We start from the raw sequence: 13,705 nt of genomic DNA, 5'->3' as shown, positions 1-13,705 counted from the left end.
TACGCAGGCAATATCTGCAGCCACTAGATTGCCGCCTCGGCTTCACCCCGTGTCTCGTAAATGTGCGGCGCCAGCCCGCGCCCGCTGATGGCAGCACCGAGCTTGTTGCGCAGGAAGGCGCTGGTGCTGTAGCGGGTAATCTGCGCGTAGTACTTCTCTGTCATGGTCTTCACCACTTCGGCGTAGGCGTCCATGGCGGGCTCCAGGATTTCAAAGCCGTCGTAGTTGACGATCGCGTTGACCTTGTGGCCGATCTCCAGGCACTTGCGCTCCACCGCCGTCTGCACATCCTGCGCGTCTTTGGGCGCACTGAGCTTCAGGCCCTGGAAGTTCAGGAACAGCAAATTGCGCTCGGGCTGGTAGGCAATGCGCTCCATCAGCGAAATGCTGAGCAGCGTGTCCTTCAGGCCCATGGGCTCATTGCGGAAGATGCGCGCATCCATCAGCGCCGGGTTGCGGATGATGGGCTTGAAGGCCATGTAGGGCAGGATGTCGCGCTCAATGTCCACGCCCGGTGCCACCTCGGTGAGCTCAAGTCCCTCGGGTGTGAGCGTGAGCACACAGCGCTCGGTGATGTAGAGCACCTTTTTGCCCACGCGTGCCGCGTATTCGCCGCTGAAGGTGACTTGCTCAATGCTCTGGACAAACTTGCGGTGTTTGCCTTCCTTGGTGATGGTGAGCTGCCCATCGCCCACCTGCACCTCCAACCCACCGGCGGTGAAGGTGCCGATGAAGAGCACGGTGCGGCTGTTTTGCGTGATGTTGATAAAGCCGCCCGCTCCGGCCAGGCGCGGGCCGAAGCGGCTCACGTTGATGTTGCCGCGCGCATCGCATTCGGCCAGGCCCAGCACGGCCAAGTCCAGGCCGCCTCCGTCGTAAAAGTCAAACTGCTGGTTCATGTCCAGTTGCGCGGTGGCGTTCATGGCCGAACCAAAATTCATGCCGCTGCCGGGCACACCGCCCACCAGGCCGGGCTCGGCCGTCAGCGTCATATAGGGCAGAAGGCGCTCTTCGTTGGCAATGGCCGCCACGCCCTCGGGCATGCCAATACCCAGATTCACCACGGCGTTGGGCATCAGCTCGAAGGCGGCGCGCCGGGCGATCACCTTGCGCTCGTCAAAGGCCATGGGGGGCAGCGCGTCCAGGGGCACACGCATCTCGCCCGACAGGCCGGGGTGGTATTGCGTGCCATAGGTCTGCATGTGGTGCTGCGGCTCGGCCACCACCACGCAGTCCACCAGAATGCCGGGCACCTTCACGCGCCGGGGCAGCAGCGAGCCCTTCTCGGTGATGTATTCCACCTGTGCGATCACCACGCCGCCCGCGTTCTTCACCGCCATGGCGATGGCCAGTGCATCTTGGGTGAGGGCTTCGCGCTCCAGTGACAAGTTGCCATCCGGGTCGGCAATCGAGGCGCGAATAAACGCCACATTGGGCTTGGGTGCCTGGTAAAACAACAGCTCGCGCCCGCCCAGGGTGACCACTTCCACAATATCCTTGGTGGTGCGCGCGTTGATGCGCCCGCCCTGCAGGCGCGGATCCACAAAGGTGCCCAGGCCCACGGCGCTGACACTGCCTGGCAGGCCCGCGGCAATGTCGCGGTACAGGTGCGAGACCACGCCCAGCGGCAGGTTCCAGGCCTCAATGAGGTTGGCCATGGCCATGGCGCCCAGCTTGGGCACCAAGCCCCAATGACCGCCTATGGCCGAGGCCACCAGGCCCTCATGGGCGATGCGGTTCATGCCCTGCTCTTTGCCGTCGCCGGGGCCGCCGCCAAACAGCAGGTGCAGATTGCGCGGCTGCGCGGTTTCCAGAAAACGGGTTTCGAGTGCCAGCAGCAGTTCATCGGGCACGCCCACCACACCGAAGCCGGAACACACCAGGGTGTCACCGTCGTGGATCAGGGCAATGGCTGCTGCGGCAGAGACGACTTTGGATTTCATGGTTGGGCTTCCTTGCGAGCGCGTGATGTTTTGGCAGCGGGCTTGGCGCTGCGCGTGGCGGGGGTGGTGGCAGGCTTGGCCTTGCTTACCGCTGCGCCTGCAGGCGCGGGCTTGGGCGTAGCCACGCCCAGCAAGCTCTCCAGGCGCTGGATCAGCTCCAGCGAGTGCGGCTCCATCTCGGAGCGCGCCCCCAGAATGTGGTTGACCACGTCCATCGCCTGTTGGCGATCCTGTTGCGTCTTGAGCAGCGCCGGCAGGGTTTCCAGTGCGCGCCGGGGTTCAAACTCGGCAATCAGGGACTGCTGCTGGATCAGCTCGGAGCGGCGCTGGGGGCCCATGGACTGGAAGGGCTGGGTATGGTTGAGCACCTGGGCCGAGCGCTCCAGGCGGTCGCGCCGCACCGAGCCGCGTGAACCGGCCAGCAGGATCAGCATGCGGATCACGGCCGCGCCCAGGTCGCCACGCTCCATGCATTCCAGCGCCTGCTTGACCTCCAGCATCTCACGCAGCTGGTTGACGTCTGGCTCGGGCGCGGGGGTGGCGCCGGACTGTCCCAGCATGCGCATCCAGGGCGTACCGTAAATCGACAGGAAGGTATTTTCGTAGGCCGCGTCGCGCAGGTCGCGCACCAGGTCCATGCCCTGCATGATGCTGTGGGCGGTGAGGCGCTCCAGCGCCAGAAAGGGGTTGTCGGCCTGGGCCGGTTGGCGTTCGGCGCGGGCCCAATCCACCGTGGGCTGCAGCAGGGCCAGCAGCGGGTTGGCGTCCGAAAACAGCTTGCGGCTCACACGCGAGGGGTGGGCATCGCGCAGGGCATCGGCGCTTTGCTGTGTCACCAGGCTTTGCACCAGCGGGCGCAGCGACAGGTCATAGGCCTGGGCACCGATCTCGGAGAGGCGCGCCACGGCAGTGAAGTCTTTCTCCTGCTCGCGGTCGTTTTCCACCGTGGTGAGGATGTCCTGCATGGTGCGCGCGTGGAAGCTCACAAAGAAGTGTTCGTTGCCTTCGTCACCGGCGGTCTCGTCGATCTTCATCTCGTACAGGCCGGGTGTCAGGGCTTCAATGGTTTTGAGGGTGGAGGCCATCTCGGCGTGCTCCTTGCGCGCCACCGAGGACGACACAAAGATGCCCAAGTGCCCCACCTTCTCGTGCACCATGTAGAGAATGCGCTGGCCGCGCACGCGGATTTCCTGCTCGTCCACAAAGGTGTCCACGATCCAGTTCAGTGCCTGCTGGGGTGGCGTGATGTTGTCGCCGCGGCTGGCAAACACGATGATGGGGGCGCGTATGGCCTTGAGGTCGAGCTTCTTGCCGGGCTCGAGTTGCGCCTCGCCCTTGGACAGGCGGTTGCCCACAAACAGCTGCTCCACGATCCAGCGGATTTCGGCCTCGTTGGTGAAGTGGAAGCCACCCCACCATTTCTCGAACTCCAGGAAGCTGTCGCGCTTGTTGTCCACATCGGCAAACAGGTCGTAGTACTTGCCAAAGAAGTTGCGGCTGGGGTTGAGCATCTCGAAGTTGGAGACCAGGTGGGCACCATCAAACTCGCCCGCCCCCAGGTCGGACATCAGCAGCGCGGGCAGCACGCCACCCAGCAGGCCGCCGTTGTAGCGCATGGCGCTCTCGCCAATCTGGCCGGACCAGGTGGCCACGGGTGCGCCGTTGAGCACCAGCGGGCCGGTGAGCTCCGGGTGGGCCGCAGCCAGGATCAGCGTGGCCCAGCCGCCCTGGCAATTGCCCACCACCACCGGCTTGGCCGATTCGGGGTGGCGCCTGGCAATCTCGCGCAGAAATTGTGCCTCGGCATTCATCACGTCCAGCAGGGTCTGCCCCGGCTCGGGGTGCTGGCGAAACACCACAAAGTACACCGGATGGCCTGCGCGCAGCGCCACGCCCACTTGGCTGTCGGGCTTGAAGCCGCCAATGCCGGCGCCGTGGCCTGCACGCGGGTCAATGATCATGTAGGGGCGCTTCTGGTCGAGCACGCGCACACCCTTGGTCGGCAATATCTTGAGCAACTGGTAGTTCACCGGGCGCGCCAGCGTGCGGCCATCAATGACCACGCTGTAGTCGTAGTCCAGCACCGGCGGTGTGCCGGCTTCTTCATGGGCCTTGTCGTTGTTGCCGCGTGCGCGCAGCACATCCAGCGTCAAAGCCAGGCGCTGCAGCGCGTCCAGGCTGTAATCGGCCGCCATCTGGAACAGGGCTCCCGTGCCCAGGGCTTCACCCAGGGCCTGCTGGGTCTGGCCCAGCTCGGCGCCCAGCGCCTGTGTGCGTTGGCTCTGGTTCTGGCTGATCTTCTGGCTGTGGTGCGAGGCGCTGGTCAGCAAGCGATTGGTCTGCCGGGCCTGGGTTTCCAGGTCGGCGGGCAGGTGGTTCTGGAGGCTGCTGGGGCGGGGTTGTGGCGACATACTGTATTTTCGGTAGCGGCTTGACGCACGTTTGCCCCAAACCGGCTCCAGTGTAGGAGCGCAAAGTTACCTCAAGCTTGCTTTACGTCAAGAGACTGGCGTGCTTTTGGGTGTTCGAAACACCCCTTCGGCGGCAAGTGTCCGCTTCAGTGCGCGGACTGCAAGGGGGCCAGCACCGGCATGGCCACAAAGTCTGGCAGCGTGGCCAGCTCATCACGGTGTAGCCGGGCCAGCTTGAGCAACTGCTTTTCGCCCTTGGCGGTGAGATGGATTTCCACCTGGCGTGAGTCGCTGGCGCTGGCCCTGCGCTGCACCAAGCCCAGCGCCTCGCAGCGCGTGACCAGTGCCACCACGCCATGGTGCTTGGCCTGCAGGCGCTCGGCCAGTTCGGTGATGCTGGCCCACTGCCGACCCGGAAAGCCCTTGGTCTGCAGCAGCAACTGGTATTGCAGGGGTGTGATGCCCTGTGCGTTGCAGGCGTCCTCGCTGAAGCGCAGGAACAGGCGCAGCCGGTAACGGAATTCGGCCAGCGCCTCAAAGTCAGCCTTGGCCAGGGCCTCTGTGCCCGGGTTTGATTTGCTCGTCATCGCCACGCCCAAATACGGGTATTGTGGCCGAGCACCGCAAGGGGCAGCGAACCACGCGCAGCGGGGAGCGTGGGGGCAAAACCCCTATCCAGGAAGCCCGTCGCTGCGGGCGCGGCTCAGGATGGGCCAATAGGCCACGGTGTACAGGCCAAAGCCGGCCGACCAGAGCAGCGCCGACAACTCCACGGCACCCACCGTCAAGCCGGGCGCCAGCAGCGGCACAGCCACCCGCACCACGGCGGCGAGGGCCACCAGCGCGTAGCAGGTCACTTCCACCCGCCCGGCGCGCAGGGCGCGGCCAGTGTGGCCGAGGGCCGTGCGTGTGATCATGCCCATGACCATGCCGCCTATGGCACCGGCCGTGAGCGCATGGGTGGCAGCCGAGGCGCCCACCCAGCCCAGCTCGGCCGCTGCGCGCAGCAGCAGGTGCAGCGGTATCCAGGCATAGGCCAGATGCAGCACCCAGACCAGCGGGTTGTGCAGCGTCTTCCAGGGCTGCCAGCGCAGCCAGCGCGCCAAGTGGGCACCCGCGCCAACCACGGCCAACAGGGCCAGCGGCAGGCCCTTGATTTGCAACACGTCGGCCAGCAGCAGCGCCAGCACCAGACCCAGGGCGGCCTTCTCCAGCTGCGGAATGCGCACCGCCTTGGCACCGGGCACGCCGTTGTTGGTGAACATGGGCAGCACGCGCCCTGCCATCACGCACAGCACAAACAGCATGACATCCAGCGCCAGGCCGATGCCGGCCCAGGCCGGAACGGGCAAGACGCCCAGCACGTTGAGGTGCACGCACAGTTCGGCCAGGCCCATCAGTACCAGCAGGCCCACAAAGAAGAAGTTGCGGGTGTTGCGGCCCTTGTAGAAAGCCAGGCCCAAGCCCACGGCGGCGGCTAACGGAAACGCAGTGTTGACCACCAACGCCACCCAGCCCCAGGGTGTGAGCACCAGCACGCGCCCGGCCACCCACAGTGCCGCCAGCGCCGCCAAAGGCGCGCCCGTGGGCGTGGCCTGACCGGACCAGTTGCGCCCGGCCGTAAACAGAAAACCCACCAGCACCGCCAGGCTGAAGCCAAACAGCATTTCATGCGCGTGCCACAGCGGCCCCTGCAAATAAGCGTGACCCAGCAGGCCGGCAAACTGCAGCGCCCACAAGGCGATGGACAGTGCCGCAAAGCCGCTGGCCAGCAGATAGAAGGGCCTGAAGCCCAGTGCCCACAGGGCAAAGGCGGGCGGCTGCCCGGGGCGCGGGGCTTCGCGGATGGAGATCAGGGTGGCCATGGTGTGCAGTCGGCTGGGGGCAGGGGTTGTAGGTTGGGGGCGTAGCGTGAACGGCGCGCGTGTGGCTTTAGCGCGGCACGTAGAAGGTGGACTTTTCTTCGGTGGACAACACCTGGCCATCGACCTCGGTCTGCACCCGGAAGTGAATGGGCAGGGTCTGGCCGCGCACGGCCTTGGCCTGCTCGGGTGGCAGGTTCAGGCGCACGGTGAGCGAGGCAATGCCGGTGGCTTCCACCGTGAGCTGGGGGTCGGTCACCACGCGCAGGCCGGGTGGGCCCTGCACGCTGGCAGTGAAGTGCTGCGCCTGCTCGCGCGCATTCATCACCTGCAGGCGGTAAACGTTTTCAATCGCGCCGCGCTCCACTTCGCGCGCCAGGGTGCCGCGGTCCTTCATCACGTCTACGGAGAAGCCCTTGCGGGTGGACAGGCTCAGCACAAAGGCGCTGCCCACCAGCAGCAGCAATGCGCCGTAAATCCAGACCCGCGGGCGGCCCACGCGCTGGGCCAGCTGGCGACTGTTGAGCTGCTGCTCCATGCCATTGCCGGACGAGTAGCGGATCAGGCCAGGCGCATAGTCCATCTTGAGCATCACCTGGTCGCACACATCGATGCAGGCGGCGCAGGCAATGCACTCGTTTTGCAGGCCGTTGCGGATGTCGATGCCGGTGGGGCAGACCTGTACGCACAGGGTGCAGTCGATGCAGTCGCCCAGGCCCAGGGCTTTGGGGTCGGCGCTGCGTGCGCGGCCACCACGGGCTTCACCGCGGTCTGCGTCATAGGCAATCACCAGCGAGTCCATGTCGATCAGCGCGCTCTGGAAGCGGGCATACGGGCACATGGTCTTGCAGACCTGCTCGCGCATGAAGCCGGCATTGCCGTAAGTGGCGAAGGCGTAGAACAGCACCCAGAACCACTGCCAGGGCGACAGCGCCCATAGCAGCAACGCGCCGCCCAGTTCGCGCATGGGCGTGAAGTAGCCCACAAAGCTCAGGCCGGTGAGCAAGGCCAGGGCGATCCAGGCGCCCTGCTTGGCGGACTTGCGCGCGAGCTTCTGCGGGCCCCAGGCTGCGGCGTCCAGGCGCATGCGGGCCTGGCGGTCGCCCTCGGTATGGCGCTCCACCCACATGAAGATCTCGGTGTAGACGGTTTGCGGGCAGGCATAGCCGCACCACACACGCCCGGCTATGGCGGTCACAAAGAACAGCAGCAGTGCGGCCAGGATCAGCAGGGCTGCCAGGTAAATAAAGTCCTGCGGATGCAGCACCAGGCCAAAGACAAAAAAGCGCCGCTCGGCCAGGTCAAACAGCACGGCCTGGCGGCCATTCCACTGCAGCCAGGGCAGGCCATAGAACACCAGCTGCGTGAGCCAGACCATGGCCCAGCGCCAGCGTGCAAACCAACCCGCGACCGAACGCGGATAGACCTTGGGCGTTTTTTCATACAGCGAGACCATGCCCTGCGCATCCGCCGCTTGCACCTGGATGGGTATGACTCTTCTGGGCACGGGCTTCAATTCCATCAACCTCCGCAAGAGCCGCAGCAGGGGCTGTGGGAAGGCGTGGACTTGGCCACGACCTGGGGCGCTTCAAACTGTGCAAACAGCACATTGTTTTCCAGGTGGATGTGGTGCGCGAGGTCTTCGCTGAGCTGGGCTATGCCGGCGTAGAGCGCGCGCCAGGTGTTGCAGGCGCCTTGGGGTGGGGTGGCGTTGTTCGTCAGCCCGGCCAGGCGGTCCAGTGTGGCGCCATGCTCGATGTGTTCGGCGCGCATCATGCTGATGGGTTGGCCCACAAAAGGGTTGCCACCGGCCTTGAGCAGGGGGAACAGAATGGCCTCTTCCTTTTGCATGTGTACCAACAGGTCTTGCTCCATGGCGTCCAGCACGTCGGCCAGACCAGCAGGCACTTGCGGGTGCTCGCGGTGCACTGCCTCCACGCGGCGGGCCATGCGGATCAGCTCGGGCAACTGGGTGCGGTGCACGGCGTGGTAACGCTCCAGGATGTGGTCTATCAGCGCTGCCGGATCGCTGCCGGGCACAAAGGTTTCGGCTTGGGTGGTTGGCAGGCGTGCGTTCATGGCGGTCAATCCTTTAAAGGTTCATTTAATATGAATGTATTGAGAAAACGGATTGTAGGGCAATAAATTCATTTAAGATGAATCTTTTACACAGCCCTCCCAACACCATGCGACTGACCCAGTGGACCGACTACACCCTGCGCGTGCTGATGTACTGCGCAGCCTGCCAGGCCCGCGACGAGCCGGTAACCATTACCGAGATCGCCGATGGCCACGGCATTTCGCGCAGCCACCTCACGAAGATCGTCCACCAGCTCGGCGCGCAAGGCCTGCTGGAGACCACGCGTGGACGGGGCGGCGGCATGCGGCTGTTGCAGGATGCAGAGGCCATCAACATAGGCGCCGTGGTACGCCAGACCGAGACCGACTTCCATATGGTGGAGTGCTTCGAGCCCGGCAACACGCAGTGCGGCCTGAGCCAGCATTGCCGCCTCAAGGGTGTGCTGCACCAGGCCACGGCCAGCTATTTGGCGGTGCTGGATGCGGTCACGCTGGCGGACCTGATTGCACCGGCAGCGACCAAGCGGGTGCAGGCGCCGGTTTCGCGCAAGGCACCAACGCCGGGGCTACCGCGGTAGGTGCGTGCGGTGGGTAGCAAGGCTTCAGGAACAGGCCTTCAAATCGAAGTGGTAGACCAGGCTTCCACCCTTGGTGGCATCCATGGTGTCCAGGGACGACATGGCCTGACCGGCTTGCTGGGCTCCTTCCAGGCTGAGTGCGATGGAGACGTTGAGCACAGCGGCCGCGCCACACCCGACGCGTTTCATTTGCCCCGCACCGATGGTCTCATTAAACACATAGTCGCCTTCACGCGGCCCCTTGACTTTGCGTTTGAAAACGCGACTGTGCCCGGTGTCGTGGGGCCCCAGGAAGTACTGAACCTCCAGAGTCGTCTCCTGTTTCGCAGAGAGTTTCGCAAAGCCTCGGTAATCTACCTTGTACACACCGATGGACTGGTTCGCCGGCAAATGGAGCGGGATCGCAAGCTTGCACACTTTTCGTGGCATGGCCTGGCCAGCAACACCGCTGCTCTCCAGGGTGAACTGGTCAAACAACAGGCTCAGACTGGTGCCGTCGGGCGAGGTGACGATGGAGTAGCTACCCTCTGGGCAAGCGTTGGCGTCTTGGGCCCACACCGGCAGACAGGCAAACCCTGCACACACGAGCATGCTTTTCATGATGAATTTCACGGTTGGACCTTTGTATTGAACTTTCTGTTGGGCTCAAAAAAACAGGGCGATGCTGTCGGCCATACGCCGCACAACCATCGCCCTGTACCCGCGTGCCTACATTAGTTGCACGAACGCCATTGCAGTTGGTAAATGATGCCGGCACTGACGTCTTGCGTATCGATCGATGCCATGGCTTCCCGGTTCGCAACGGTCTGCACGCGCATGCTCGAGTTGGTTCGCAGGTTGACGTCCGCACCGCACGCTGACCAGACCATGGCCTGAACGGTGAGCTCGTTGTTGATCAAATAATCCGACTGGAGAGGGCCGCTGAATTTTCTCTGGAAGGCCGGGCCCCGTGTGCCAGCGAAGAAGTACTCGACGTTGAACTGCGAGCTTGCCGCTTGCGGCAGCTGGTTGAAGCCACGGTAGTCAATTTTCAGCACAGAGACGCTGAAGCCTTGTGGCACCCGCACAGGAATGGCGATGTTGCAGCTCTTGCGGTCAAAGCTCTTGCCGGTTGTGCCGCCCACGGCCACCTGGTATTTGTCGAACAACAAACTCAGCGATGTTGCATCGGGGCTCAGCGTGGCCGATACCGAACCGGCAGGGCAGCCGGTTCCGCCGTACCCGGGTTCTCCCAGGGTAATGCCGTCAACGGCAAAGGCCGGGGCGCTCAGCGCCATGGCTGCAATGAGTAAAAGGTTTTTCTTCATGTCGAAACTCCGGTTGGTCGTCAATCGTCTTGCTGGGCTCAAAACGCATTGCCTTTGTGTAGGCACTGCACCAGAGCTTGCTGGCTCGGTTGACGGGAGCTTAGGAGAACTGGCCTGTGTTGTATGTATGCTGGCGCACGCAGCCGGGACGCCGGAACTGGCCGCGTGCATGACAGCAATCAGGCTGCGGCCACGGCTTCAGAAACGGCAATGCGCTTGTACAGCGCGGCCAGCATGTCGGACTGCGTCACCATGCCCACCACCTTGCGCTGCGCGTCGATGATGGGGATGTGCGGCAGACCGTTGTCGGTCATTTGCACGACCAGCGGCGCGATGGGTGTCTCGGGATGGGCGCTGAACACCTTGGCCGTCATGATCTGCCCTACCACCTCGGCCTTGGCCGAGCTCACACCCGGCGTGCGGCGCAGCAGGCCCTGCAGGCGTATGGCCATGCCGGCGGCAGAGGTGTCATCCATCTGCCGCAGGAAGTCGGCCACCGTGGCAATGCCGATCAGGCGGTCAAAGCCATCCACTACCGGCAGGGACTTGATCTTGTGCAGGCGCAGCTGGCTCCAGGCCTCTTCCAGGTCGGTGTCGAAGTGCGCGGTGATCACATCGCGCGACATGATGTCTGCGCAGGTCAGACCCACATGGCGGCCAAAGGCGTGGTCCACGGCCAGGTTGTATATGTCCACCAGCTCGTCTTCCTGCACGTCCACAAAAGTGTCCAGGGCTTTTACGGCGCTGGCCAGGTCCGCATGCACCAGGCCTATGCGGCGCATGGGTGCGGCATCGGCCGTCTGGTGGCGTCCCAGGGCCTGCGCCTGCGCCGTAAAGGGATAGGGTCTGCGCAGCAGCAGGTTGCTCACCAGCATGGTGGAGAGCATGGCCATGCCCACGTTCAGGCCGACCTGCACGGCCAGTTGCAGCGCCGCCTCGCCGCTGTGCGGGCCGTCCAGCGCAAGGCCCAGGGCCAGCGCCGCACCAGGCGGATGGATGCAGTCCAGACGCACCATCAGCCAGATGCTGCAGGCCACGGCCAGTGTGGCGCAGAGCTGCGGCACAGCCACCCACTGCGCGCACGCAAGACCCGCCAGGCAAGACAGCAGGTAGCTGCCGATCACCGGCCAGGGCTGCGCCACCGGGCTGTGCGGCTGCACATACAGAATCATCAGGGTGGCACCCAGCGGAGCCAGCATCCAGTGGCTGCCGGGTGTGATGGCATGCAGAAACACGGTGCACAGCGCCATGCCCGCGAGCGCGCCAAAAGCGGCACGCCAGCCTTCGGACAGCAGCCAACGGTAGGTGGTGGACAGAAAGGGCATGGCGGGCCTGGTGCTGGTCTGGCTTTTGTATATCACGGCATGATACATTGGGCTTAACCCCACGCCGCAAGGTGCCAAGACCTTGGGGCTAGACTGCCGCATGGAATACCAAGCACTCAAACACCTTCACATGGGCGCCGTGGCGCTTTCCGCCGTGGGCTTCACCGTCCGTGGCCTGGCCTCGCTCACGGGTGCCGCATGGGTGCAATCGCGCCCCGCCAAAATCGTGCCGCACGTGGTGGACACGGTGCTGCTGGTCTCGGCCATCGCCCTGGCTGCGACGCTGCACCTGAACCCGACCAGCACACCCTGGCTGCTGGCCAAGATCATCGGGCTTGTGCTCTACATCGCTCTCGGCGTGGTGGCCATGCGTGCCAGCGTGGCCAAGCCTTTGCGCGCCACTGCCTGGGTTGCCGCCCTGCTGGTGCTGGGTTGGATGGCGTCAGTGGCGGTGTCCAAAAACCCCGCGGGCTTTTTACACGCCTTCGTGTGAGGCAGCGCAAGGTGCTTGCGCCATAACTGCCTATAACAGTGACTGACGGTCACATTTTCAGGAGCACGCACCATGTCCATCCCCCACGCACTTTCGGGCCAGCCCATTGCGGTCGTGCCCTTTGGCAGCAGCCTGCCCGAGCAGCGCTCGGTAGCGCTGTTCAAGTCGGACCAGTTGGAGGTGATACGCCTGGTGCTGCCCGCGGGCAAGACCATGCCCACGCACAAGGTGTCGGGTGAAATCACCATCCAGTGCCTGGAAGGCGTGCTGGATGTGGAGGTGAATGGCGACATCACCCTGCTGTCGGCCGGACAGCTGATGTTTCTGCACGGCGAGGTGCCACACAGCGTGACGGCACTGGAACATGCCTCGGCGCTGGTCACCATTGTTTTGTGCAAATAACCGGAGTCACACCGTGGCCACACCCTTTGTATTTACCTTTGTAGGCGCAGACCAACCCGGCCTGGTGGAGAAGCTGTCGCAGACCGTGGCCGATCACGGCGGCAACTGGCTGGAGAGCCGCATGAGCGAGCTGGCCGGGCAATTTGCCGGCATTGTGAAAGTGGAGATCGCCCAGAACAAGGCAGCCGGTCTGCGCACGGCCCTGCTGGCCCTGTCAGCGCAGCAGCTCTCGGTGCTGGTGGCCGACCAACAGGCCGAAGAGGCCACCGGCAACGGGCGATCGCTGCGCCTGTCAATTGTGGGCAATGACAGGCCCGGCATTGTGCGCGAGGTATCGCACGCGCTGGCCGAGCGCCACATCAGCGTGCGTGACATGGACACCAGCGTCACCAGCGCCCCCATGAGTGGGGAGCCCCTTTTTGAAGCGGTGGCCCACATCCAGGTGCCGCATGCGCTGGACCTGTCCGAACTCAACACCCAGCTCGACCGCATTGCCGATGCGCTGACGCTCACCATCGACCTGGAAGAGTCGCTGCGCTAGATCCACCGCGCTGCCGTGCTGGCATGCATCCTGCGTCGGGCTGTAGCACAAAAAATGCGACGCCCGGAGTGGTCCAGGCTGCAGCACACACCACGGAGACCTGCCATGAAACCTGCATTCCCGCGCCCGGCCTGGCTGCTTGTAGCCACAGCCCTGCTGTGGGCCTGGGCCCCGCAGGTGCAGGCCTGGGAGCTGTCCGGGCGCAAGACCCTCAGCGCGCTCACCCGTGACCAGCAGGTCCTGCCCATTGGCCATGTGGACTTCACACCCCAAGCCGATGGCCGCACTGCCTTCACCCTGTCCGTGGACCACCAGCGGTTTGTAGACCACTTCCTGTCGATGAAAGAATTCAAGTGCTTGCAAGGCCCGGACGAAGTGCTGTGCCACGTGCCCTACCCTTACACCAACCCGGGCACGGTCAGCGGCAATGACTACGCGTGGCTGGAGCACCAGCTGCTGTTTCTGTTCAAGCAGCCGCGCGACTTTGGCGCCAAGCTCTGGAACGGCCTGTACTTCCGCCTGGAGCCCGATGGCGAGGGCCTGGTGGGCCTGCCCCAGGCCGTGGACCTGAACCTGATCAGCGCGCCACCCGATGACTTGCTGACACCGCCCTACGCCCCGGGGCAGCGTGACGACCTGCCCCCGGGCGCCCACTGGATTGCGCGTCTGCACATACGCTGAAGCGGCATGCAGCGGCCGCGCGCGCTGGCACGGCCCTTGCGGATTGGTGCTTACAATTTCTCCATAACGAGACAACCCCCCAG

13 protein-coding genes and 1 pseudogene are annotated in these 13,705 nt (G+C 64.3%); 5 read left to right on the top strand and 9 right to left on the bottom strand.

Annotated elements, in window-relative coordinates; all coding sequences use genetic code 11:
- Positions 1 to 23 precede the first annotated feature (23 nt).
- From DIC66_RS09460 to DIC66_RS09435, 6 genes and pseudogenes are all read right to left on the bottom strand, one after another.
- Positions 24 to 1,943 (bottom strand): acyl CoA:acetate/3-ketoacid CoA transferase, encoded by a 1,920-nt coding sequence (locus DIC66_RS09460; RefSeq protein WP_117176433.1) that lies wholly within the window; start codon positions 1,941 to 1,943, stop codon positions 24 to 26.
- A complete protein-coding gene (locus DIC66_RS09455) occupies positions 1,940 to 4,354 on the bottom strand; it encodes a DUF3141 domain-containing protein (protein ID WP_199534696.1) in 2,415 nt (804 codons plus the stop codon). The genes DIC66_RS09460 and DIC66_RS09455 overlap by 4 nt, the downstream gene beginning before the upstream one ends.
- A gap of 146 nt (positions 4,355 to 4,500) precedes the next feature.
- Positions 4,501 to 4,941: a MarR family winged helix-turn-helix transcriptional regulator gene (locus DIC66_RS09450; protein WP_117176431.1), complete on the bottom strand. Its 441-nt coding sequence runs from the start codon at positions 4,939 to 4,941 to the stop codon at positions 4,501 to 4,503.
- A gap of 84 nt (positions 4,942 to 5,025) precedes the next feature.
- Positions 5,026 to 6,219 carry an NnrS family protein gene (locus DIC66_RS09445; protein ID WP_117176429.1) on the bottom strand — a complete coding sequence of 398 codons (1,194 nt, stop codon included), beginning with the start codon at positions 6,217 to 6,219 and terminating at the stop codon, positions 5,026 to 5,028.
- Positions 6,220 to 6,286: 67 nt separating this feature from the next.
- Positions 6,287 to 7,738 carry a cytochrome c oxidase accessory protein CcoG gene (gene ccoG / locus DIC66_RS09440; RefSeq protein WP_117176427.1) on the bottom strand — a complete coding sequence of 484 codons (1,452 nt, stop codon included), beginning with the start codon at positions 7,736 to 7,738 and terminating at the stop codon, positions 6,287 to 6,289.
- Positions 7,738 to 8,241: pseudogene (locus tag DIC66_RS09435) on the bottom strand (hemerythrin domain-containing protein); the annotation flags it as partial. The pseudogene DIC66_RS09435 and the gene ccoG, both read right to left, overlap by 1 nt.
- Positions 8,242 to 8,402: 161 nt before the next feature.
- Here DIC66_RS09435 and DIC66_RS09430 point away from each other — a divergent pair.
- Positions 8,403 to 8,873, top strand: coding sequence for an RrF2 family transcriptional regulator (locus DIC66_RS09430; protein ID WP_117176423.1), 471 nt, complete (start codon positions 8,403 to 8,405; stop codon positions 8,871 to 8,873).
- A 24-nt stretch (positions 8,874 to 8,897) separates the two neighbouring features.
- Here the strand turns inward: DIC66_RS09430 and DIC66_RS09425 are convergent, their stop codons facing one another.
- The 3 genes from DIC66_RS09425 to DIC66_RS09415 form a co-directional block, all read right to left on the bottom strand.
- Complete coding sequence (locus DIC66_RS09425) at positions 8,898 to 9,485, bottom strand: DUF4360 domain-containing protein (protein ID WP_117176421.1); 588 nt, start codon at positions 9,483 to 9,485, stop codon at positions 8,898 to 8,900.
- A 101-nt stretch (positions 9,486 to 9,586) separates the two neighbouring features.
- Positions 9,587 to 10,180 carry a DUF4360 domain-containing protein gene (locus tag DIC66_RS09420; RefSeq protein ID WP_117176419.1) on the bottom strand — a complete coding sequence of 198 codons (594 nt, stop codon included), beginning with the start codon at positions 10,178 to 10,180 and terminating at the stop codon, positions 9,587 to 9,589.
- Positions 10,181 to 10,359: 179 nt separating this feature from the next.
- Positions 10,360 to 11,505: an HPP family protein gene (locus tag DIC66_RS09415; RefSeq protein ID WP_158558885.1), complete on the bottom strand. Its 1,146-nt coding sequence runs from the start codon at positions 11,503 to 11,505 to the stop codon at positions 10,360 to 10,362.
- A gap of 100 nt (positions 11,506 to 11,605) precedes the next feature.
- Here DIC66_RS09415 and DIC66_RS09410 point away from each other — a divergent pair, with 100 nt between their 5' ends.
- The 4 genes from DIC66_RS09410 (at position 11,606) to DIC66_RS09395 (ending at position 13,622) form a co-directional block, all read left to right on the top strand.
- Positions 11,606 to 11,998: a SirB2 family protein gene (locus tag DIC66_RS09410; protein ID WP_117176416.1), complete on the top strand. Its 393-nt coding sequence runs from the start codon at positions 11,606 to 11,608 to the stop codon at positions 11,996 to 11,998.
- A 72-nt stretch (positions 11,999 to 12,070) separates the two neighbouring features.
- The gene (locus DIC66_RS09405) at positions 12,071 to 12,400 is read left to right on the top strand and encodes a cupin domain-containing protein (RefSeq protein ID WP_117176414.1); all 330 of its coding nucleotides are present in this window, start codon (positions 12,071 to 12,073) and stop codon (positions 12,398 to 12,400) included.
- A gap of 13 nt (positions 12,401 to 12,413) precedes the next feature.
- Positions 12,414 to 12,941 carry a glycine cleavage system transcriptional repressor gene (locus tag DIC66_RS09400; protein ID WP_199534695.1) on the top strand — a complete coding sequence of 176 codons (528 nt, stop codon included), beginning with the start codon at positions 12,414 to 12,416 and terminating at the stop codon, positions 12,939 to 12,941.
- A gap of 105 nt (positions 12,942 to 13,046) precedes the next feature.
- Positions 13,047 to 13,622, top strand: coding sequence for a hypothetical protein (locus DIC66_RS09395; RefSeq protein WP_117176410.1), 576 nt, complete (start codon positions 13,047 to 13,049; stop codon positions 13,620 to 13,622).
- Positions 13,623 to 13,705 lie beyond the last annotated feature (83 nt).

Origin of the sequence: Rhodoferax lacus (assembly GCF_003415675.1) — a bacterium.
Taxonomy (GTDB): domain Bacteria; phylum Pseudomonadota; class Gammaproteobacteria; order Burkholderiales; family Burkholderiaceae_C; genus Allorhodoferax; species Allorhodoferax lacus.
The sequence above is the reverse complement of the archived record's forward strand: the minus strand, read 5'-3'. Positions and strand labels throughout refer to the sequence as shown.

Coding starts and splice junctions, on each gene's coding strand:
- DIC66_RS09460 (WP_117176433.1), bottom strand. CDS start 1,943: ATGAAATCCAAAGTCGTCTCTGCCGCAGCAGCCATTGCCCTGATCCAC.
- DIC66_RS09455 (WP_199534696.1), bottom strand. CDS start 4,354: ATGTCGCCACAACCCCGCCCCAGCAGCCTCCAGAACCACCTGCCCGCC.
- DIC66_RS09450 (WP_117176431.1), bottom strand. CDS start 4,941: ATGACGAGCAAATCAAACCCGGGCACAGAGGCCCTGGCCAAGGCTGAC.
- DIC66_RS09445 (WP_117176429.1), bottom strand. CDS start 6,219: ATGGCCACCCTGATCTCCATCCGCGAAGCCCCGCGCCCCGGGCAGCCG.
- ccoG (WP_117176427.1), bottom strand. CDS start 7,738: ATGGAATTGAAGCCCGTGCCCAGAAGAGTCATACCCATCCAGGTGCAA.
- DIC66_RS09430 (WP_117176423.1), top strand. CDS start 8,403: ATGCGACTGACCCAGTGGACCGACTACACCCTGCGCGTGCTGATGTAC.
- DIC66_RS09420 (WP_117176419.1), bottom strand. CDS start 10,180: ATGAAGAAAAACCTTTTACTCATTGCAGCCATGGCGCTGAGCGCCCCG.
- DIC66_RS09415 (WP_158558885.1), bottom strand. CDS start 11,505: ATGCCCTTTCTGTCCACCACCTACCGTTGGCTGCTGTCCGAAGGCTGG.
- DIC66_RS09410 (WP_117176416.1), top strand. CDS start 11,606: ATGGAATACCAAGCACTCAAACACCTTCACATGGGCGCCGTGGCGCTT.
- DIC66_RS09405 (WP_117176414.1), top strand. CDS start 12,071: ATGTCCATCCCCCACGCACTTTCGGGCCAGCCCATTGCGGTCGTGCCC.
- DIC66_RS09395 (WP_117176410.1), top strand. CDS start 13,047: ATGAAACCTGCATTCCCGCGCCCGGCCTGGCTGCTTGTAGCCACAGCC.